The 19,983-nt window shown below is 66.2% G+C and carries 19 protein-coding genes; 3 read left to right on the top strand and 16 right to left on the bottom strand.

The features are described 5' to 3' along the window. Positions 1-13 precede the first annotated feature (13 nt). Positions 14-784 carry an imidazole glycerol phosphate synthase subunit HisF gene (hisF, locus tag D2E22_RS00685; protein WP_126031208.1) on the bottom strand — a complete coding sequence of 257 codons (771 nt, stop codon included), beginning with the start codon at positions 782-784 and terminating at the stop codon, positions 14-16. 307 nt (positions 785-1,091) lie between these two features. On the opposite strand from hisF, the gene D2E22_RS00680 reads away from it, so the two are divergent. Further along, complete coding sequence (locus tag D2E22_RS00680; protein ID WP_126031207.1) at positions 1,092-2,117, top strand: helix-turn-helix transcriptional regulator; 1,026 nt, start codon at positions 1,092-1,094, stop codon at positions 2,115-2,117. Between the two features lie 63 nt (positions 2,118-2,180). On the opposite strand, the gene D2E22_RS00675 is transcribed toward D2E22_RS00680, so the two are convergent. From D2E22_RS00675 to D2E22_RS00610, 14 genes are all read right to left on the bottom strand, one after another. Further along, positions 2,181-2,501 carry a DUF5067 domain-containing protein gene (locus D2E22_RS00675; RefSeq protein WP_164518352.1) on the bottom strand — a complete coding sequence of 107 codons (321 nt, stop codon included), beginning with the start codon at positions 2,499-2,501 and terminating at the stop codon, positions 2,181-2,183. A gap of 470 nt (positions 2,502-2,971) precedes the next feature. Next, a complete protein-coding gene (locus D2E22_RS00670) occupies positions 2,972-3,724 on the bottom strand; it encodes an ABC transporter permease (protein ID WP_126031205.1) in 753 nt (250 codons plus the stop codon). Next, positions 3,721-4,446, bottom strand: a complete 726-nt coding sequence (locus D2E22_RS00665) for an ABC transporter ATP-binding protein (RefSeq protein ID WP_126031204.1) — start codon at positions 4,444-4,446, stop codon at positions 3,721-3,723. The genes D2E22_RS00670 and D2E22_RS00665 overlap by 4 nt, the downstream gene beginning before the upstream one ends. Positions 4,447-4,449: 3 nt before the next feature. After that, the gene (locus tag D2E22_RS00660; protein ID WP_126031203.1) at positions 4,450-5,028 is read right to left on the bottom strand and encodes a TetR/AcrR family transcriptional regulator; all 579 of its coding nucleotides are present in this window, start codon (positions 5,026-5,028) and stop codon (positions 4,450-4,452) included. Between the two features lie 201 nt (positions 5,029-5,229). Then, entirely contained in the window at positions 5,230-6,447 is a 1,218-nt protein-coding gene (rlmN, locus tag D2E22_RS00655) for a dual-specificity RNA methyltransferase RlmN (protein ID WP_126031202.1), read from the bottom strand. Between the two features lie 61 nt (positions 6,448-6,508). Continuing rightward, positions 6,509-7,477: a phosphatidate cytidylyltransferase gene (locus D2E22_RS00650; protein ID WP_126031201.1), complete on the bottom strand. Its 969-nt coding sequence runs from the start codon at positions 7,475-7,477 to the stop codon at positions 6,509-6,511. 129 nt (positions 7,478-7,606) lie between these two features. Then, positions 7,607-8,161 (bottom strand): ribosome recycling factor, encoded by a 555-nt coding sequence (gene frr / locus D2E22_RS00645; protein ID WP_126031200.1) that lies wholly within the window; start codon positions 8,159-8,161, stop codon positions 7,607-7,609. 54 nt (positions 8,162-8,215) lie between these two features. Beyond that, a complete protein-coding gene (gene pyrH / locus D2E22_RS00640; RefSeq protein WP_126031199.1) occupies positions 8,216-8,962 on the bottom strand; it encodes a UMP kinase in 747 nt (248 codons plus the stop codon). Positions 8,963-9,162: 200 nt separating this feature from the next. Further along, complete coding sequence (gene tsf / locus D2E22_RS00635; protein WP_126031198.1) at positions 9,163-10,023, bottom strand: translation elongation factor Ts; 861 nt, start codon at positions 10,021-10,023, stop codon at positions 9,163-9,165. Between the two features lie 84 nt (positions 10,024-10,107). Beyond that, positions 10,108-11,010, bottom strand: a complete 903-nt coding sequence (gene rpsB, locus D2E22_RS00630) for a 30S ribosomal protein S2 (RefSeq protein ID WP_126031197.1) — start codon at positions 11,008-11,010, stop codon at positions 10,108-10,110. Positions 11,011-11,269: 259 nt separating this feature from the next. Next, the gene (locus D2E22_RS00625; protein WP_126031196.1) at positions 11,270-11,755 is read right to left on the bottom strand and encodes a peptide deformylase; all 486 of its coding nucleotides are present in this window, start codon (positions 11,753-11,755) and stop codon (positions 11,270-11,272) included. 86 nt (positions 11,756-11,841) lie between these two features. Continuing rightward, positions 11,842-13,938: an AMP-dependent synthetase/ligase gene (locus tag D2E22_RS00620; protein WP_126031195.1), complete on the bottom strand. Its 2,097-nt coding sequence runs from the start codon at positions 13,936-13,938 to the stop codon at positions 11,842-11,844. 42 nt (positions 13,939-13,980) lie between these two features. After that, entirely contained in the window at positions 13,981-14,646 is a 666-nt protein-coding gene (locus tag D2E22_RS00615) for an Rv3235 family protein (RefSeq protein WP_126031194.1), read from the bottom strand. Positions 14,647-15,226: 580 nt separating this feature from the next. Then, positions 15,227-16,348 carry a GuaB3 family IMP dehydrogenase-related protein gene (locus D2E22_RS00610; RefSeq protein WP_126031193.1) on the bottom strand — a complete coding sequence of 374 codons (1,122 nt, stop codon included), beginning with the start codon at positions 16,346-16,348 and terminating at the stop codon, positions 15,227-15,229. A gap of 128 nt (positions 16,349-16,476) precedes the next feature. On the opposite strand from D2E22_RS00610, the gene D2E22_RS00605 reads away from it, so the two are divergent. Together D2E22_RS00605 and D2E22_RS00600 are read left to right on the top strand one after the other, a co-directional pair. Continuing rightward, a complete protein-coding gene (locus D2E22_RS00605; protein WP_126031192.1) occupies positions 16,477-17,694 on the top strand; it encodes an NADP-dependent isocitrate dehydrogenase in 1,218 nt (405 codons plus the stop codon). Positions 17,695-17,874: 180 nt separating this feature from the next. Next, positions 17,875-19,305 (top strand): substrate-binding domain-containing protein, encoded by a 1,431-nt coding sequence (locus D2E22_RS00600; RefSeq protein ID WP_164518351.1) that lies wholly within the window; start codon positions 17,875-17,877, stop codon positions 19,303-19,305. 3 nt (positions 19,306-19,308) lie between these two features. Here D2E22_RS00600 and D2E22_RS00595 read toward each other — a convergent pair whose 3' ends face one another. After that, positions 19,309-19,893 carry a M23 family metallopeptidase gene (locus D2E22_RS00595; protein WP_241218100.1) on the bottom strand — a complete coding sequence of 195 codons (585 nt, stop codon included), beginning with the start codon at positions 19,891-19,893 and terminating at the stop codon, positions 19,309-19,311. Between the last annotated feature and the right edge of the window lie 90 nt (positions 19,894-19,983).

The following is a 19,983-nucleotide window of genomic DNA, read 5'->3' as shown; positions in this document are numbered from 1 at the left end:
ACCCGTGCCCGGCTCAGCGCACCGTGTAGCCGGCGGCGCGCAGTGCGTCCTTGACCTCGCCGATCGTGACCTTGCCGTAGTGGAAGATCGAGGCGGCGAGCACGGCGTCGGCGCCGGCGGCGATCGCCGGAGGGAAGTCGTCGGCCTTGCCGGCGCCGCCCGAGGCGATGATCGGAATCGATACGACCTCGCGCATCGCGCGGATCATCTCCAGGTCGAAGCCCTGCTGCGTACCGTCGGCGTCCATCGAATTGAGCAGGATCTCGCCGGCGCCGAGCTCCTCCGCGCGCCTCGCCCACCACAGCGCATCGATGCCGGTCGATTTGCGCCCCCCCATCGTCGTTACCTCGAAGCCCGAGCCCGTGTGGCGGTCGCCGCGCTCGCGCCGCGCATCGACGGACAATACGAGCACCTGGTTGCCGAAGCGTTCGGCGACGCGGCTGATCAACGTCGGATCGTTGATCGCGGCCGTGTTCACGCTCACCTTGTCGGCGCCGCAGCGCAGCAGCGAATCGACGTCCTCGGGCGTGCGCACGCCGCCGCCGACGGTCAGCGGGATGAAGATCTGCTCGGCCGTGCGCGTGACGACGTCGACCATCGTCTGGCGGTGCGAGCTCGATGCGGTCACGTCGAGGAAGGTCAGCTCGTCGGCGCCCTGACGGTGGTATTCGGCGGCGAGCTCGACCGGATCGCCCGCGTCGCGCAGGTTCTCGAAATGGACGCCCTTGACGACGCGCCCGGCGTCGACGTCGAGACATGGGATAACACGGACCGCCAAGGACATGGGTGCACCTCTCCAATCATGGTGTGTGGACGGCAAAACGGATGGTTCCAGCGTAGCGATTCCCTGTTACATCGCCGTCAGTCGCGGCCGTTGCGCCCACATCGTGGACGATGCGAAACTGCCTCCCGACGGTCGCCGGATGCGGAAAACGTTGGAACCGTGCCGATGCAACCGGAGGTTGCATGCGCCGGTCCGGTTGCGCGCGGGCGATGCAACCGCAAGCTGATGGACGGAGCACGGGCCGGTCGGGCATAGTGGATGCCGAAAGACCCGGGCGTCCGGCTCGGATTCGACAGGAGGGAAGACTATGGGCTTCAGGGACAATCTGCAGTATCTGCGCGCCGAGCGCAATATGACGCAGGAGCAGCTCGCGATGCTGCTCGGCGTCTCCAGGCAGGCGATCAGCAAATGGGAGGGCGACAAGGCGTATCCGGAGATGGACAAGTTGCTGATGATCTGCGACCTGTTCGGCGTGACGCTCGACGACCTGGTCATCGGCGACGTCCGCACGTGCGATGCGGCGCAGGACGGCACGGACAGAGGCGGGGCGCGCCGCCCAAAAGACCGCGCCGGGACGGGGACGGGACCGCTGCCCGAGGCCTCGGCGCTGCCGCAGGACATCACCGGCTATGACGAGCACATGCGCTCCTTCGACACGAGGATCTCGGCGGGCGTGTTCGCCGTCGTCTTCGGCGTCGACGTCGGTCTGCTGTTCACCGGCGAGCATGCGATACCGGTGGCGCCGTCGATCGGCGACTTCCTCGTCTTCCTGTGCATTTCGATCGGCGTGCTCGTCGGACTCGCCTGCTTCATCCCCGCGGGCCTCGGTCACGCCGAGTTCATGCGGCGCCATCCCTTCGTCGAGGACTTCTACACGCGCGAGGACCGGCAGCAGGCGACGCGCACGCTCACGGTCAGCCTCATCTTCGGCATTGGCCTGATCCTCATCGCCGTCGGCTTCATCATGGTCGCCGACAGCGTCATGCACATGGACGAGGGATGGCCGGTCGCGCTGTTCATGATGATCGTCGCGGGCGGCGCGACCGCATGCACCTACGGCGGCATGAACTACGCGCGCGTCAACGTCGAGGAGTACAACAAGACGGCGGTCCGAGAGGAGCGCAGCCGGCGCATGGACACGGCCGAGGGCGTCAACGGCGCGATCTGCGGCACGATCATGATCCTCGCGACGATCGTCGGACTGTCGATGCTGTTCTTCTTCGACGGCGGTCCCAAGGGCATGTTCTGGATGGCCTGGGTCATCGGCGGTCTGTTATGCGGCATCTCGTCGATCATCACGAACGCGATCGCCGACCGCGACGGACGGCCCTGAGCGTCCGCGCGCGGCTCTGCGAGGGCGTCCCCCCGGTGCTCGGGGAGACGCCCTCGCGCATGGTCAGCGCATCTCGGGCACGGTCTCGCTGCCGAAGGCGTTCGGCGTGCCATCGGCCACCTGCAGCAGCACCGGCGCCGCCTCGTCGATGAGCGCATAGCCGAACTGGATCGACGTCTTCGTGCCGGGAAGCACCGTGCGGAAGCGCGACGCCTCCTCGAACCCGGCCTGGCCTTCGTCGCCGTAGGCGGCCTTATCGAGCACGATGCCGTGCTGCGAAAAGGTGAAGGTCGGCACCAACCCGGTCGTGTACGCCGTCGTGTTCTCCCATTCGACGGTGAGCAGCACCGTCTTGCGTCCTTGCGCATCGTCCACCGCGCGCACGGCCGTGACCGATTCGATCGTCGGACGTTTCGTCGGCTCCTGCGCGGCGCCCGGCGACGAATCCCCGTCCTCCCCGTCACCGTTCGCGCGTACGACGTGCGCCGCGTCCGCCGCCTGTGCGCCGTGTCCGCGTCGCCGGCGCGCTCAGCGCCTTCGCCTGCCATCCGCCGAGAAAACCCAATGCGAGCACGAACACCATACCGGCGACGAGCGGAGCGGCGCCGATGGACGCATGCGGGCGGCGCCGCCGCGATGCGCCGGCCGCGACGCCAGTCGATGCCGATGCCCTTCTTGCGTGTGCTCCGGCCATGAGATGCTCGCTTCTCGATGTTCCCGCGGGGCGGCGCGCCCAAGCGCGGCCCCGATTCGATCCACCGCGTATTGGAGCGGCAAGACATCCGTCGACGGACGCGACGCCCTCTATGTAAGACCGTTTCCGTGAATCTTCACGGTTCCCGCGGCGCCAACCGTCACCGGTCGCGCTTGCGCAGTGCGAAGACGACGACCGCGGCGATGGCGCATCCGGCGGCGTAGGCGCATACGATCCACAGATGCGGCCAGATCCGCCCGGGGTCGCCGTCGACGGCCGCGATCGTCGCCTGCGTCGCGTTGTAGAACGGCAACGCCTGCACGACACGGCGCAATGCGTCCCCCATGATCGCGATCGGCACGGTGACAGCCGACAGGATGAACGCCACGGTCGTCAGCATCGCGCCGCAGACGCCACCGACGGCGCGGTCGCTCATCAGGCAGCCGCACAGCAATCCGATCGCCGTGTACATCAGCGCCACCGGCAGGATGACGACGACGCCGAGCAGCAGCCGCACGGAAAGACGATACCCGAAAAGCCCTGCGCACACGAAGGTGATCAGCGACTGCGCGAGCGAGACCGCCAGCATCGGCGCCGTGTAGCCGAGGATGAAATCGACCGCCGTCATCGGAGAAACGAACAGGCGCGACAGGAAGCTCGACGTCCTGTCCCTCGCAAGCAGCATGCCGGCGAACAACGACAGGAACACCGGGGCATAGGCGGCGACCGCCGCCGTCAGATCGCCGACCGGCACGGTGACCGCACCCGGGATGGCGCCCACCTGCCGGTAGATGACGGACAGAGCCCACAGCAGCAGCACCGGGAACGCGGCTCCGAAGAACAGGTTCACCGAATCGCGCAGCACCTCCTTCATCGTGCGCACCGAGAAGACCCAGATCCTACGCGCGTTCATCGTGAACCTCCCGCAAGCTTCACGAACGCGTCCTCCAACGTATCCGTTCCCGACCGACGTTCCAGATCGGCCACGGTACCGCTGGCGACCACCTTGCCGGACACCATGACCGCGACGGAGTCGGCCAGATGCTCGACCTCCTCGAGATAATGCGTCGTGAGCAGCATCGTGACCTTGCCCTTGAGCGATGTGATGGCGTCCCACAGTTCCCGACGCGCGAACACGTCGAGACCGACCGTCGGCTCGTCGAGGAACAGGATCCGCGGATCGGTGATCAACGCCATCGCGATGCTCAGACGGCGCTGCATGCCGCCCGAAAGCACCTTCGCACGCTGGCGCGCCACGCCGGCGAGCCCGAATTCCCCGATGACGCGCTCCGCGTTCGCGGCCGCCTTCCGGTGGGGCTGCCCGTAGACGCCGGCGATGAGTTCGAGGTTCTCGCGCACAGTGAGGTTCTCCGCGACGGCCGTCTGCTGCGGGGCGACGTTGATCCGCTCGCGGATCCACGCGCCGTCGGAGAGGATCGATTTGCCGAGCAGGTACGCGTCGCCGGACGTCGGACGCGTCAGCCCGGTGAGCATCGAGATCGTCGTCGTCTTGCCGGCGCCGTTGACGCCGAGCAGCGCGAAGATCGCGCCCTCCTCGACGACGAGGTCCTCCTTGTCGACGGCGACGAGGTCGCCGTATCGTTTCGTCAGGTCGACGGTGCGTATCGCATCCATGCCCTATTCCCCTTTCTCCGTTTTCTGCGCGTCGAGCTCAGCCTTGAGCGCCAGATACACCTGCGACGTGGACCGCTCGACGAACTCGGCGTCCCAGATCAGGTAGTGCGACGCGATCATCGTCGCCAAACCGTGCACATACACCCACAGCTGCATATGGAAACCAAAGGCGCGCTCGTAGTCGACGCCGAGCTGTGCGGCGACGAGCTCCACGATCGGCGCCGCGTCGCGTTCGGCCTGCGCCATCTCCTCATCGGTGCGCGGCCGCATGAACAGCATCGCGAACAGTCGCGGCTCCGTCCTCGCGAAATCGACATAGGCAAGGCCGCTCGACAGATACGGCTTGTCCGAACCGCGACGCATCGCATCAGCGATGAAGTCGCCGTACGCTTCGTGCGCCCGCCGCCAGACGGCGTGGCGCACCTCCTCCATGCCGGCGAACTGTCCGAAGATCGGCTTGACCGAACAGCCGAGGCGCGCGGCGAGCGACCGCGCGCTGAGCGACTCCTCGCCATCCTCGCGCACGATCGCGAACGCGGCGTCGATGATCTGCTCCGATGAATATCTGGGCGCCCGCGGCATCCGGGGACCTCGCTTCCTGTGGCCATCAATTGGGACGTATAACGCAACAACTGTTGCGCAACATGTGTTACCCTATCACGTCGGCGCAGCGCACGCAATCTCACGGCGATTTGCCCGTCGATGCCTATGACAATCGACCCGGCATGCGCGATGGGACGGCCGTGTCCCATCGCGCATGCCGGGTCAGTGGGCTCATGCGGATCAGGAGCGCTGCCGCATCGTCATGTCGATCGTCTTTGCGGCGAGCTGGCCGCAGGCGCCGTCGATGTCCCGGCCGCGCGTATCGCGCAGCGTCGCCGTGATGCCGGCATCGTGCAGGATCTCGATGAACCTCGCCTCGTCCTCGGGCTTGGACGCCGTCCATTTCGACCCCTCGATCGGGTTGAGCGGGATCGGGTTGACATGCGCCCAGTTGTCGCCGTAGTGGTTGAGTCGGTTCACGAGCTGGCGCGCATGCACCTCCTGGTCGTTGATGCCGCGCATCAGCGCGTATTCGATGCTCACGCGCCGCTTGCTCGCCAGATAGTAGTCGTGCGCGGCGTCGAGCACCGCCTCGACGTTGAAGCGGCGGTTCATCGGCACGAGCTCGTCGCGAAGTCCGTCGTTCGGCGCATGCAGCGACACGGCGAGGCGCACCGGCAGCCCCTCCTGCGCGAGCCGGCGGATGCCGGGGACGACGCCGACGGTCGAGACGGTGATGTTGCGCGTCGAGATGCCGAAGCCCTCGGGAGGCATCGCGCCGATCTGCCGGACGGCCGAGATGATGGCACGGTAGTTGCCCATCGGCTCCCCCATGCCCATGAAGACGACGTTGCTCAGGCGCCCCGGGCCTCCGGCCACTTCGCCGCGCGCCATCATGCCGGCGGCGATGCGCACCTGCTCGAGGATCTCGCCGGTGGACATGTTGCGCGTCAGCCCCAACTGGCCGGTGGCGCAGAACGGGCAGCCCATGCCGCAGCCGACCTGCGACGAGATGCACAGCGTCGTGCGGTTCGGATAGCGCATGAGCACCGATTCGATCTTCGCGTCGTCGAACAGGTTCCACAGCGTCTTGATCGTCTGTCCGTCGTCGGCGACCTGCCGCGTCACCTCGGTGATCAATGTCGGGAAGAAGGCCTCCTGCGCCGTCTGGCGCGCCGACGCCGGGAAATCGGTGAAGTCGGCGGCCTCGGCGTCGAAATGACCGTAGTAGTGGGTGGCGAGCTGCTTGACGCGGAACCTAGGCATGCCCAGCTCCTTCGCGCGCGACTCGCGTTCGCCGGCGGTCATGTCGGCGAAATGCAGCGGCGGCTTGCCGCGTCGGGCATGGTCCTTCGCGAGCACGTCGCGGAACGCGCCGGAGGTGCCGCCGGGCGTGATGCCGCTGTCCACGTCGTCTTGCGTCTGCTCGGTGGGGCGGAAGGTCTCGTTGGAGGTCATGATGGAATCGGCTTTCGTCGAGTATCTTGATGGTTCGGACGGTTCGGGATGCACGCGGCCGTCACATTCCGGTCATCCACAGCAGCACGCAGATGAACGGCGCGCACAGCAGGATCGAGTCGACGCGGTCGAGGATGCCTCCATGTCCCTTGAGCAGGTGGCCCATGTCCTTGATGCCCAGATCGCGTTTGATCAGCGACGCGCACAGGTCGCCGAAGGTGCCGACGACGCCGATCATGGCGCCGGCGACGATCGGGACCCACCAGCGTGACGCCCACAACGACGCCTCGTAGGTGCAGGCGAAGACGGCGAAGCAACCCGCCATCGCGAAAAGAATCGATCCGAGCAGGCCTTCGACCGATTTCTTCGGGGAGATCGTCGGGCACAGCTTGTGCCTGCCGAGCCACGCGCCGGCGAACAGTCCGCCGGTGTCGCTGAGCGCCGGCATGAACACGATGAGGATCGCATGCGCGACCGGATGGCCGTTGAAGGTGATCGGCATGATGATGCATGAGGCAAGCAGCGGGATGTAGAGCACGGTGAACATCGCGACGGCCACCTGCGTCAGGCGGCTGTGCGGCTCATCGGCGCGAAGTTCCGTCCGCGCGTCCGGCGCGGTCGTCGCCTTGCCGGCGACGGCCTCCGATGTGCGGCCGTTGAGCGTGATCTGCAGGCTCGCGGTGACGGCGACGACGAGCAGCGACGCCAGCACGCCGACGGCCAACGCCACGACATGCCATTCGCAGAAGCAGACGGCGAGCAGCGTCGCCGTCGAACAGATCCAGAGCGTGAGCACCGGAATGCGCAGGCCGCGCGTCGCGAAATCCACGCGCAGCTCCCACAGCCCCGGAATCATGAAGACGATGACGAGCATCGCGAACAGCATCGGACTGATGAACAGGCACGCGAGGATGACCACGATGAGGACGACGGCCGTGGCGACGGCCTGCGGCATGTTCCTGCCGGTCCTTTGATTGATCTGCTGAAACTTCTCCTCGGTCTCACGGGATTGCTGCGTATGAGGCATCATGGCCCTCCTTCGGGAACATGCGCGACGATGTGCGCCGCGCGCTCGCGCGGCGCACATCATGGATGCGCCTGCGCGTCCACGTCGCCTGAAGCCGTGGCGGTCGCGCGCAGGCGCATCCATTCGGGAGGATCAGACCTCCATGATCTCCTTCTGCTTGCCTTCGAGCAGGACGTCGAGCTCGTCGGTGACCTGCTTGGTGACCTTGTCGAGCTCCTTGAGCAGGCGGTCGCCCTCATCCTCGCCCATCTCGCCGTCCTTGACGGCCTTGTCGATCGCTTCCTTCGTCTTGCGGCGGATGTTGCGCACGGCGACCTTGCCGTCCTCGGCCTTCGTCTTGGCGAGCTTGACGTACTCCTTGCGACGGTCCTCGGTGAGCTCCGGCATCGTCAGCAGGATCTGCGCGCCGTTGCGACGCGGGCTCGCGCCGAGGTCGGAGTCGCGCAGCGCCTTCTCGACGGCGTTCGCCTGCGACGGGTCGAAGGGCGTCACCGACAGCGTGCGCGGCTCCGGCACACCGATGGTGGCGACCGACTTGAGCGGCGTCGGCGCACCGTAGTATTCGACGACGATGCCGTTGAGCAGCGCCGGATTGGCGCGGCCGGTGCGGATGCCGGAGAAGTTCTCCTTCGTCGATTCGACGGACTTCGCCATCTGTGTCTTGGCCTGATCCACGAGATTTGCCATGTCTGTTCTCCTTTGATGAAACCTGTTGTCGGCGTCGCGGGCGCCGCCTGGCGTTCACGCCAGCTGCGACTCCCCGTTGGACACCAGCGTACCAATCGACTCGCCGAGCAACGCGCGGGTGACGTCGCCGGGGGTCTCGAGCCCGAACACGCGGATGCGCTGGTCGTTGTCGCGCGCCATCGCCATCGCCGAGGCGTCCATGACCGCGAGGTTGTCGACGAGCGCGCGCTTGTAGCTCAGCCGCGCGAAACGCTTCGCCTCCGGATCCTTGCGCGGATCGGAGGTGTAGACGCCGTCGACGCCGTTCTTGCCCATGAGCACCTCGTCGCAATGGATCTCGAGCGAACGCTGGATCGAGACGGTGTCGGTCGAGAAATACGGCATGCCGGCGCCGGCGCCGAAGATGACGACGCGTCCCTTTTCGAGATGGCGGATCGCCTTGAGCGGAATGTACGGCTCGGCGACCTGCCCCATCGTGATCGCCGTCTGCACGCGCGTCGCCTGCCCCTCCTGCTCGAGGAAGTCCTGCAGCGCGAGGCAGTTCATGACCGTGCCGAGCATACCCATGTAGTCGCCGCGCGAACGGTCGATGCCGGCCTGCTGCAGCTCGGCACCGCGGAAGAAGTTGCCGCCGCCGGTGACGATGGCCACCTGCACGCCGGCCTCGACGGCCGGCACGATCTCGGAGGCGATGCGGCGCACCACGCCGGTGTCGATGCCGACGCTACCGCCGCCGAAGGCCTCCCCCGAAAGCTTGAGCAACACCCTGCGCGGTTCGGATTGCGTCGATTCCTCTGCCATATCATGCCTTCCTCGTCGATGGATCGCAAAATACCGTCTTTTAGAGTATCGGTGGCGTTTGACACCACGCGACGACGAGGCCCATGAACGCGGATGGGCCGCACGCCATCATGGCGTGCGGCCCATCCGATCACAGGCATTTCACCGATGCGCGGTTCCGGCGCCATGGTCGCATGGCCGTGCCGGAAATCCCGGTCGCGTCAGTCGACATCGGCCTCCGGTCCCTTGCCGACCTCAAGGCGGGCGAAGGCGAGGGCCTGACCGCCGACCTCCTTGAAGAGGTCGCCGATCGTCTTCGACGGATCCTTGACGTAGGCCTGCTCGAGCAGCACGTTCTCCTTGAAGAACGAGTTAAGACGACCGTCGACGATCTTCGGGACGATCTGCTCCGGCTTGCCTTCGGCGAGCGACTTCTCGGTGGCGACGCGGCGTTCGCTCTCGACGACGTCCTCCGGGACGTCCTCGCGGGTGAGCCAGCGGGCGCCCATCGCCGAGATCTGCAGCGCTGCCTCATGGGCGACGGCAGCGCCGGCCTCGTCGGTCGCGATCATCGCGACGATGCTCGGCGGCATCTCGGCGGACTTCTTGTGGGCGTAGATCTCGACGCGCGGGCCGGCGATCTTCGCGAACTGACCGACCTTGACGTGCTCGCCGAACAGCGCGGCGGCTTCTTCGATGTCGGTCTTCACGACGCCGTCGGCGGACGGCGCGTTGAGGACGTCGTCGATGCTGTCCGCGTCGGCCTTGACGGCGTCGGCGAGGACGGTGTTGGAAAAATCGACGAACTTCGGGGTCTTCGCGACGAAGTCGGTCTCCGAGTTGAGCTCGACGGCGTAGCCGGTCTGGCCGTCCGCGGAATCAACGACGGTCGACGCGATCGTGCCTTCCTGGGCCTTGCGGCCTTCACGCTTGCCGGCCGCCTGAATGCCCTTGGCGCGGATGATCTCTTTCGCGCGCGCAACGTCGCCGTCGGCCTCGGTGAGCGCCTTCTTGACGTCCATCATGCCGGCGCCGGTCTCTTCACGGACCTGCTTGATCAATGCTGCGGTGATTGCTGCCATTGATGTCTCCTTGGTTGAATCGGAAAAAGAAAAGTGTATGGAGGCAAGCTGATGGCGGCGCAGGACGTCGCCATCAGCTTGGGATCACTTGGACTCGGTGTCCTGCTCGGCCTGCGACGCCTCGAAGTGGGCGTCCGAACGAGCGGCTTCGGAGGAGGCGCCTTCGGCCTCGTCGTCTTTGAGCACGGCGCTCTCGGTGACTACCGCGTTCTCACGGTCGGCGTTCTCGAGCAGTTCCTTCTCCCAAGCGGCCATCGGCTGCTCGGAGGAGGCGCCTTCGGTCTGCGCGCTCTTGCCGGAACGCTCGAGCAGGCCTTCGGCCACAGCGTCGGCGAAGAGCGTCGTAAGCAGTTCGATGCCGCGGATCGCATCGTCGTTCGCCGGGATCGGGTACTCGACGGTCTCCGGATCGGCGTTGGTGTCGACGATCGCGACGACCGGGATGCCGAGCTTGTGGGCCTCCTCGACCGCGAGGGCCTCCTTGTTGACGTCCACGACGAACATCGCGGAAGGCGTGCGGCTCATGTTGCGGATGCCGCCGAGCTGCTTCTCCAGCTTGTCCTTCTCGCGCTCGAGGAGCAGCAGCTCCTTCTTCGTCAGGCCGGAGCCGTGCACGTCGGAGAAGTCCATCTCCTCCAGCTCCTTGAGGCGGGTGACGCGCTTGGAGACGGTCTGGAAGTTGGTCAGCATGCCGCCGAGCCAACGCTCGGAGACGTACGGCATGTTCACGCGGGTGGCCTGGGTCTTGATGGCCTCCTGGGCCTGCTTCTTCGTGCCGACGAACAGCACCGTGCCGTTGTGCGCGACGGTCGTCTTGATGAAGTCGTAGGCGACGTCGATCAGATCGAGCGTCTTGAACAGGTTGATGATGTAGATGCCGTTGCGCTCCGTGAGGATGTACTGCTTCATCTTCGGGTTCCAACGGCGGGTCTGGTGTCCGAACTGGAGACCGGCCTTGAGCATCTCGCTCATCGTGATCTGAGCCATGGTATCGCTACCTTTCTTGTCGGTTATTGCCTGGCCATGCGGCATTGCGTGCAATCTCGCCCCGAGGGGTCCGACCGACCGACACAAGCCGTCGCTCGCATGGCGCGTTGTCGCGGTGCGCCGTATAGGGGATGTCCGGTGGCGGCCCATGCGTGCGACTGCACGGGATGCCGGCTGGCACACCGTTGACGAATATACCATGCGCCCCTCCCAGAATCAATGGTTCCGCGAGGGGCGCATCCGTGGCGTTCGGGGCCGGTCAGGAGTTCAGGCTGCGCATGCGGCGCATCGCGGCGCGGCGTTCGTCCTTTTCGAGCCGGTCGACGTAGACGTGGCCGTCGAGGTGGTCGGTCTCGTGCTGGAGCATGCGCCCCATGATGCCGTCACCCTCGAGGACCACCTCGTTGCCGTCGAGGTCGATGCCGCGCACGCGCGCGTAGTCGGCCCGTCGCGTCTTGTACCACAGGCCCGGCAGGGACAGGCAGCCTTCGTCGCCGTACTGCTCGCCGCGCGTCTCCTCAAGCACCGGGTTGAGCACATAGCCGACGGTGCCGTCGATGTTGTAGGAGAAGGCGCGCAGACCCACGCCGATCTGATTGGCGGACAGGCCCGCGCGGCCGGGGTCGTCGACGGTGTCGAGCAGATCCTCGACGAGGCGGCGTACCGCCGGCGTGATCTCGGTGATCGGATCGCACGGCGTGCGCAGGACCGGGTCGGGTACGACTCGTATTTCGCGGATTGCCACTGTTGTGCTCCTCTTCGTTGCTTCGTTGGTTCCTGATTTGCTGGTTCTTCTCGGCGCCCGCCGGCCTTTGGCTCGGCACGAGGCGGTCATCGCGCTCCGGTCGCGCCGTCCTTCGCGCCGGAACCGTCCTGGGCGTCGGCACCGGCATCGACCTCGGGAGCGGGGGAAGACGCGTCGTCATCGCGCCCGCGGGAGGCGTCGCCGTGCTCGTCGCGCCATTCGCCGAGTCGCTCCTGGACGTTGCCGATCGCCTGACGCACGCGCGGCGTCACGTTCTCGGAGGCGGCGCGTACGCTTTCACCGGCCTTCTTGACCGTCTCGGTCGTGCTCTCCAGGATCTGCATGCCGACGTTCGGCGTGCGCATGGAGGCGACCGGCGCATACAGTTCCCCGTCGATCACCTCGGCGTACCGCGTGAGCACCTTGGGACGCACGACCTTCATGCTCGCGGTCATCGTGCCCTCCTCAAGACTGAAGTCCTGCGGCAGCACGATGAACTTGCGCACCGACTCGGCGCGCGAGACGTCCGCGTTCGCCCGGTCCACGTACTGCTGGATAAAGGAATGGACGGCGTCGCTGTTCGCGACGTCCTCCATCGGCATATGCGGGTCGAGCCCCTGCTCCCCCAGCCATGACGGCGTCATCTCCGGATCGAGCGTCACGAGGGCGCCGACGAACGGCCTGTTGTCGCCGACGACGATGGCGTGCGCCACGATCGGACATTCGCAGATCGTCCCCTCCATCGGCGCCGGGGAGACGTTCTTGCCGCCGGCCGTGATGATGATGTCCTTTTTACGGCCGGTGATGTACAGGAACCCCTCGTCGTCGATCGTGCCGAGGTCACCGGTGTGGAGCCAACCGCTCGGCTCGAGGACCTCGTCGGTCATGCCGGGGTTGCGGTAGTAGCCGAGGAACACGTTCGGCCCCTTGACTTCGATCTCGCCGTCCTCGGCGGTGCGGATCGCCATGCCGGGTCCCGGCCGGCCCACCGAACCGGGTCGGTTCGCCTTCTGCCAGTTGACGACCATCGGTGCGGCGGTCTCCGTCATGCCGTAGCCCTGGATGAACGTGATGTCGTCCATGCCGTTGAAGAAATGCACGAGGTCGGTGTTGATCGGCGCGCCGCCGCATGCGAGGTAGCGCAGGTTGGGACCAAGCGCCGAACGGAACGAGGAGGCCACGGTGCTCATATAGAAGGAGTGCTTCATGCGCATGATGGCCGACGGTCTCTTACGCTCCGCCTCCATCTTCGACCATGCGACGAAATGCTTGAAGGCGTTCGCGAAGATGCGTCCCCGCATGCCGGTGCCGGCCTTCTGCGACGCGGCGTTGTACACCTTCTCGAAGACGCGCGGGACGCCGAGCAGATACGTCGGCCTGAAACCGCGCAGGTCGGCGAGCAGGTGCTTCGCGCCGGGCACGTACCCGACGACTCCGTGGCCGCCGATGGCCGTGTATTGGATGTAGCGCGCGAAGCAGTGCGCCAGCGGCAGGAACAGCAGCAGGCGGTTCGGCTCGTAGAGCATCTCGGGAAGGATCTCATAGCCGTTCTTGACGATGTGCGTGAAGTTACGGTGGGACAGCATGGCGCCCTTCGGCTTGCCGGTCGACCCCGACGTGAAGACGATCGTCAGCAGGTCGTCGGCGCGCACGCGCCCGATCGCCTCGTCGAGCGCGTCGTCGTCGAGCGCCTCGCCGTAGTCGATGAGAGCGTCCAATGCGCCGTTCTTCAAGTTGAGGACATGCTTGAGGCTCAGATGGTCGGCGGCGATGTAGTCGAGCGTGTGGGTATGCTCCTCGTCGCCCCCGAAGGCGATGAGCGGTTCCACCTCCTCGATGATGGACGCCGCCTGCTTGGGCGAATCGGTTTCGTAGATCGGCACCGACACCGCGCCGATCGCGGCGCACGCGAAGTCGAGGACGCCCCATTCATAGCAGGTGTCCGAGTACAGCACGACCATCGTGCCCTGCTTCGCGCCAAGGGCCATCAGGCCCTTGGCGACGCTGCGCACCTGGGCGAGCATCTCCCCCGCCATCACGTCGTTCCATTGACGGGTCCTCTCATCTTTCCATTGGGCGATGAGGTCGTCCGGTTCGGCGATCGCGCGGTCGGACAGCAGCGCGTACACCGTGTCCTTCTGCGTGGTCACATAGATGTTGTCGAGTCCATATTCCCTGAGCATGCCTCCCACTATAACGCACGGCGGAACACCGGACGTCTGCGTTCAGCCGAGGTCCATCATGTCGCACACCCAGCGCGCGCCCTGCCGCACAAGGCGCATGTTGCCGCAATGGGGCGTCGCGCCGAGCGAGATGTGGATCGAGATCTCGAGCGTCCCCTCATTGAGCATCATCGCATGCACGAGGCGCGGCATGACCGGCGCATAGCGCATCCTGAGCGCGGGCTCGGGCAGCAGGCTGGGATTGCCCGCGAGAACCGAGCGCATCGTCTCGATGCGCTCGATGCATTCGGGCTTGACGTACTTCGCGAGCGAACTGCCGGTCTGGCGCGCACGCATGACCTCGACCGCGGCGCAGACGGTACGGCAGGCCTGCATCACCAGGTTGCGGATGTATGCGTCCGTGTACTCGTGCTCGAAGCACAGTTGCACGTGGTAGTGCAGGGACTCGTCGCGCACCGCCAGCGGGATGTCGCCGTCGTAGGACGGCAGCGTCCGTCGCCTCGTGTCGCGCTGCATGCGGCCGACGGCCCGCATATCCTCGATGCGCGCGCGTTCGGCGCGGCGACGGTCACGCTCGACCGCCTCGTCGAACTCCCTGCAGCTGCGCTCGTCCATCTCCTCGTAGAACGCCGCCAGTCCCAGATCGAGGACCTCCGCGTCATCGGCGTCGTCGAACTCGTCATTCCGGTAGTCGTCGTTGGCTTTCATCGAATGAACCCTTCCGCTTCTCCCGCCCCCGGGAATCCCCCGCACGCACATGGCCGCAGCCGTGCACGCACGGAACCATATTCCCGCTTTGCTGATACGTTGACGCGAGACCGCCTTCCCGGAGCGGGCCAAAAGGACCGGCGGGTCGTCCCGTCGAACACGAATCTAGCGTATTCCGCAACGAAATGCCAACGGTTGCAGCACGAATGTCCATTTGTGGAAAACTTCTCGGCTATCCACATGCATGCGGATTCATTGTGGACAATGTCGAGAGACCACACATATGAAGCCCTTAACATGGCATTCCAGCACGGTTTTCGAGGAGCGCTCTTGAATACGTTTGCACATCTGAACGAGCAGATATGCGCCATATTACGACGGTTTATGCAGGACTGCCTAATCCATATAGTGAACAATGTACGGATTTTGCGCCATGCGCGGTGTGCATATTATGCCGTGCGCATAACCCCTCGGTACGGCGGCACCTGCGCCCCCTGCGCGACGAGGCGAGGGGCCCGCGTGACGGCGGGGATGTCCCCGCCGTCACGCGGGCCCCTCGCCTCGCGCAAAACGGACGCGGTCAGCGACCGGTCGGCGTCACGACGACGTCGCAGCGCTGGAAGTTCTTGAGGTCGACGTAGCCGGTCGACGCCATCGCACGGCGCAGCGCGCCGATGAAGTTCATCTTGCCGTCGGCCATGCGGCTCGGCCCGTAGAGGATCTCCTCGAGCGTGCCGACGGTGCCGACGTCGGAGCGCGAACCACGCGGCAGCGTCGCGTGCCGGGCCTCGGAGCCCCAATGCATGCCATGGCCAGGCGCCTCCTGCGCCCTCGCCAGCGGCGCACCGAGCATGCATGCGTCGGCGCCCATCGCAAGGGCCGTCACGAAGCTGCCGGAGTCGCCCATGCCGCCGTCGGCGATGACCTGCACGTAGCGGCCGCCGGATTCGTCCATGTAGTCGCGACGCGCTTCGGCCACATCGGAGATCGCGGTCGCGAGCGGCACATGCACGCCGATCGTCTTGCGCACGGCGGAGACGGCGCCGCCGCCGAAGCCGACGAGGACGCCGGCGGCGCCCGCGCGCATCAGATGCAGCGCGGCCGTGTAGTTCGCGGCGCCTCCGACGATGACCGGCACATCGAGGTCGTAGATGAGCTTCTTGAGGTTGAGCGGTTCGTGGTCGGTCGAGACATGCTCCGCGGAGACCGCGGTGCCGCGGATGACGAAGAGGTCGACGCCCGCCTCGAGCACCGTGGAGTAGTACTGCTGCGTGCGCTGCGGGGACAGTGCGCCGGCGACGGTCACGCCGGCGTCGCGTATCTCATGCAGCCTGGAGACGATGAGCTCCGGCTTGATCGGTTCGGCGTACGCCTGCTGCAGATAGGAGGTCGCCTCCTGCGGGTCGAGCGCGGCGATGCGCTCGAGGATCGGCTCCGGATCGTCGTAGCGGGTCCACAGGCCCTCGAGGTCGAGGACGCCGACGGTGCCGAGACGGCCGAGCTCGATCGCCGTCTTCGGGCTCGTCACCGAGTCCATCGGCGCGCCGATGACGGGGATGTCGAACTGGTAGGCGTCCACCTGCCAGGCGGTGGAGACGTCCTGCGGATCGCGTGTACGACGGGACGGGACGATCGCGATGTCGTCGAGACCGTAGGCGATGCGGCCTTTCTTGCCGAGGCCGATTTCAATTTCCTGAGACATGGCTCCTAGGCTAATGCGCAGCTGTGACACGGGCGCGACGCGGTTTTGGACAATCGTCCGTGGACGAAACAGTCATGCGCTATGCATGACTATGGAAAGTTCCGAGTCACTCATTGGAGGAATCCCCCATGGCGAAAATCAAGGTCGAAGGCACGGTCGTCGAGCTCGACGGCGACGAGATGACGCGCGTCATCTGGAAGGACATCAAGGACCGTCTCATCCTGCCCTACCTCGACGTCAACCTCGACTACTACGACCTGAGCATCCAGAACCGCGACGCGACCGACGACCAGGTGACCGTCGACGCCGCCGAGGCGATCAAGCGCGAGCACGTCGGCGTCAAATGCGCGACGATCACGCCCGACGAGGCCCGTGTCGAGGAGTTCGGCCTCAAGAAGATGTGGAAGTCGCCGAACGGCACGATCCGCAACATCCTCGGCGGCACGATCTTCCGCGAGCCGATCGTCATCTCGAACATCCCGCGTCTCGTGCCGGGTTGGACGAAGCCGATCGTCGTCGCCCGCCACGCCTTCGGCGACCAGTACAAGGCGACCGACTTCAAGGTCCCGGGTCCGGGAAGCCTGACCGTGACGTTCACGCCGCAGGACGGCTCGGCGCCGATCGAGCATCTCGTCTTCGACTATCCGGGATCCGGCGTCGCGCAGGTGCAGTACAACCTCGACGATTCGATTCGCGGATTCGCGCGCGCATGCTTCAACTACGGACTGCTGCGCGGCTACCCGGTCTACCTGTCCACGAAGAACACGATCCTCAAGGCCTACGACGGCGAGTTCAAGGACGTCTTCGCCGAGGTGTTCGAGACCGAATACAAGGAACGCTACGAACAGGAGGGCCTGACCTACGAGCACCGCCTCATCGACGACATGGTCGCCAGCTCCCTCAAGTGGCACGGCGGCTACGTGTGGGCCTGCAAGAACTACGACGGCGACGTGCAGTCCGACACCGTTGCGCAGGGCTTCGGCTCGCTCGGCCTGATGACCTCGGTGCTGATGACCCCCGACGGCCAGACCGTCGAGGCCGAGGCCGCTCACGGCACCGTCACCCGCCATTACCGCCGCTGGCAGCAGGGCGAGAAGACGTCGACGAACCCGATCGCGTCGATCTATGCGTGGACCGGCGGCCTCAAGCACCGCGCGAAGCTCGACGGCACGCCCGAGGTCGCCGATTTCGCCGAGAAGCTCGAGCAGACGATCATCGCGACCGTCGAAGGCGGCCAGATGACGAAGGACCTCGCGCTGCTCATCGGCCCCGATCATCCGTGGCTCGACACCGAGGGCTTCATGGACGCGCTCGACGAGAACCTGAACAAGGCGCTGCGCGGCTGACGCCGGCGCTCCCCTCGTGTGATGCCCCTTTCCGCTCCGGGAAAGGGGCATCACACGTTTTGCCGACTTCCTCGGGTACAATCGTTCCCGTCCCCATCCCCCATAAGAAAGCGGTACGGCATGTCCCATCCGGGCTTCTCACTTCTGCGACGCTGCATGGCGATGGCGCTGTGCTGCGGCATGACGGTCCCATTGGCGGCCTGTTCGCATTCGGCGGCGGACGGCGCGTCCACGGCCGCGACGTCGTCCATGACGAACGGCCAGGTGGAGATGTTCGTGCCGAACGACAGCTTCACGATCTCGCAGAACGTGCCGATCAACACCTGGAACCGCCTCGTCGAGGCCACATCGGACGCGCTCGTCGAGCATGGCTTCGACGACGACGACATCACGACGCACACCGACGCCGACCTCGACGAGCAGAGCCGCAGCATCGAAGACTACGTCCGCGACCATGTCGAACGCGACGACGGACGGCGCGCCGACGGACGGACGCTCGTCGTCGCGCCTGCGGTGCGCACGGCCGAATCGACGAAGTACTACGGCGACTATGCGACGCAGACGCTCGAATCGACGACGGACGACGACGCGAAGACGAAGGAGGCGCTCGACCGCACCGTCGCGGCGCTCAACCGGGCGAAGTCGGCCGGCGTGCACGTCATCGTCCTGTCGACGCGCATCCCCGGTTTCACCCCGGACGCCTTCGTGTCGATCTGCGACGCCGAGCAGATCGGCCGCATGCAGGCGCAGCAGCTCGTCAACAAGCTCGAGCTCGACAAGACGAGCAGGGACAACCCCAGACGCATCGAGATCATGCTGCCCTTCGATGGCGAGGCCTCGCATCCCGACGACGAGCAGCGTTTCGCGCGCGACGCGTTCAAGGGCGTATGGAGCGTGCTCGGCACCTACTTCCGTTCCGGAGTCGCCGTCAGTCCATCATTGAAGCTGTCCGCCTCGTCGACCGAGGACGACTGGCGCGCCGTGGCCTTCCAGGCGCGCAAGACCGATGACGTCGTCGCCGAGATCAAGGCGCGCCTGCACACGGACACGAAGGGCGCCTTCACACCGATCGACGGCGTCGTCTCGATGAACGATTTCGTCGCCGACGGCGTCATCAAGGGACTGACGGCCATGGGCTACGTCGGCACGGCCGCCGACGTCAACCCGTCGATCACGATCGGCGACGTCCTCGGCAACATCGCCGGACGACGCGACGTGCAGCGCGGAAAGGTGCCGGAGCCGACGCAGGCCCCGCAGACCGGCGACGGCGACGACGGAAACGACGGCTCCGGCGACGGCGAGGCCGTCCCGGTGACGTCCAACCGCTGGCCGATCGTCACCGGCTACGGCTCGTATGTGAGCAACATCCCGAACATCGTCGACGGCAAGCAGTGGATGACCGGCCTCGCCGACCGCAACGGCAACGCCTCCGGCATCGCCGCCATATGCAAGGCGCTCAACCGCGACGACACGAAGGCCTCGCTGGACCACTTCAACACCGTCGATGGCGTGCCGACGATGGCGCTGCCGCTCATCGCCGTCAGCGCAGGCAACCTCAAGGCGACGCTCATCGACCCCGGTTACATCTCGCTCGCCGACGCCGACCTGTAGGCGTCAGTCGACGAGCACGATGCGCTGCGGCCGCAGCCAGCGCTCCGGGTCGACGTACCGCCTGCCCGCCATGCGGATGCCCCAATGCACGCATGCGCCGTCGCAATGGTCGCTCGAACCGGACATCGTGCCGAACTGACGTCCGCGGCTCACCTTCGAGCCGACGGCCAATGTCGTGACCGCCGGTTCGAAGGTGAGCGTCCACGCGCCGTGGACGATGCTCACGACCGACTTGCCGCCCACCTTCCCGGCGAAGCTGACGGTGCCGTCGGCGGGGGCGACGAGCGGCGTGCCTTCGGCGGCCGCTATGTCGATGCCCCGGTGACCGGCGAACCACACCTGCTCCGGGGCGTCGAAGGGAGATACGACGGTCCCTCCCCTGACCGGCAGGACCATCGCCGGCACGCAGCCGCCTTCGGCGTATGCGCAATCGGCCGTACGCACGCCAATCGCGATCGTCGCGGCAGCGGCGGCGATCAGCGTCGACGTCGCCACGAGCGCGTTGAGCCGCCGACGGCCACGCATCGCCTCGAATCGCCTTCTGCGCCGGGCGCGGCGCGCACGCGTCTCCTCATCGTGACGTCCCATATGACTCCTCCTTCGGCTGGCGGAACATGTCGTCGTTCCACTATCCGCCGCCGGGGACGCGCATGTCCACCGTGACGGGGACATGTGTAC

The sequence above is a fragment of the Bifidobacterium castoris genome, from assembly GCF_003952025.1.
Taxonomy (GTDB): domain Bacteria; phylum Actinomycetota; class Actinomycetes; order Actinomycetales; family Bifidobacteriaceae; genus Bifidobacterium; species Bifidobacterium castoris.
Note: the sequence above shows the minus strand (reverse complement) of the source record. Positions and strands in the feature narration are given on the sequence as shown.

What these genes read in the sequence shown, in the direction of transcription:
- hisF (WP_126031208.1), bottom strand. Translation starts at nt 784, where the DNA reads ATGTCCTTGGCGGTCCGTGTTATCCCATGTCTCGACGTCGACGCCGGG.
- D2E22_RS00680 (WP_126031207.1), top strand. Translation starts at nt 1,092, where the DNA reads ATGGGCTTCAGGGACAATCTGCAGTATCTGCGCGCCGAGCGCAATATG.
- D2E22_RS00670 (WP_126031205.1), bottom strand. Translation starts at nt 3,724, where the DNA reads ATGAACGCGCGTAGGATCTGGGTCTTCTCGGTGCGCACGATGAAGGAG.
- D2E22_RS00665 (WP_126031204.1), bottom strand. Translation starts at nt 4,446, where the DNA reads ATGGATGCGATACGCACCGTCGACCTGACGAAACGATACGGCGACCTC.
- D2E22_RS00660 (WP_126031203.1), bottom strand. Translation starts at nt 5,028, where the DNA reads ATGCCGCGGGCGCCCAGATATTCATCGGAGCAGATCATCGACGCCGCG.
- rlmN (WP_126031202.1), bottom strand. Translation starts at nt 6,447, where the DNA reads ATGACCTCCAACGAGACCTTCCGCCCCACCGAGCAGACGCAAGACGAC.
- D2E22_RS00650 (WP_126031201.1), bottom strand. Translation starts at nt 7,477, where the DNA reads ATGATGCCTCATACGCAGCAATCCCGTGAGACCGAGGAGAAGTTTCAG.
- frr (WP_126031200.1), bottom strand. Translation starts at nt 8,161, where the DNA reads ATGGCAAATCTCGTGGATCAGGCCAAGACACAGATGGCGAAGTCCGTC.
- pyrH (WP_126031199.1), bottom strand. Translation starts at nt 8,962, where the DNA reads ATGGCAGAGGAATCGACGCAATCCGAACCGCGCAGGGTGTTGCTCAAG.
- tsf (WP_126031198.1), bottom strand. Translation starts at nt 10,023, where the DNA reads ATGGCAGCAATCACCGCAGCATTGATCAAGCAGGTCCGTGAAGAGACC.
- rpsB (WP_126031197.1), bottom strand. Translation starts at nt 11,010, where the DNA reads ATGGCTCAGATCACGATGAGCGAGATGCTCAAGGCCGGTCTCCAGTTC.
- D2E22_RS00620 (WP_126031195.1), bottom strand. Translation starts at nt 13,938, where the DNA reads ATGCTCAGGGAATATGGACTCGACAACATCTATGTGACCACGCAGAAG.
- D2E22_RS00615 (WP_126031194.1), bottom strand. Translation starts at nt 14,646, where the DNA reads ATGAAAGCCAACGACGACTACCGGAATGACGAGTTCGACGACGCCGAT.
- D2E22_RS00610 (WP_126031193.1), bottom strand. Translation starts at nt 16,348, where the DNA reads ATGTCTCAGGAAATTGAAATCGGCCTCGGCAAGAAAGGCCGCATCGCC.
- D2E22_RS00605 (WP_126031192.1), top strand. Translation starts at nt 16,477, where the DNA reads ATGGCGAAAATCAAGGTCGAAGGCACGGTCGTCGAGCTCGACGGCGAC.
- D2E22_RS00600 (WP_164518351.1), top strand. Translation starts at nt 17,875, where the DNA reads ATGACGGTCCCATTGGCGGCCTGTTCGCATTCGGCGGCGGACGGCGCG.
- D2E22_RS00595 (WP_241218100.1), bottom strand. Translation starts at nt 19,893, where the DNA reads ATGGGACGTCACGATGAGGAGACGCGTGCGCGCCGCGCCCGGCGCAGA.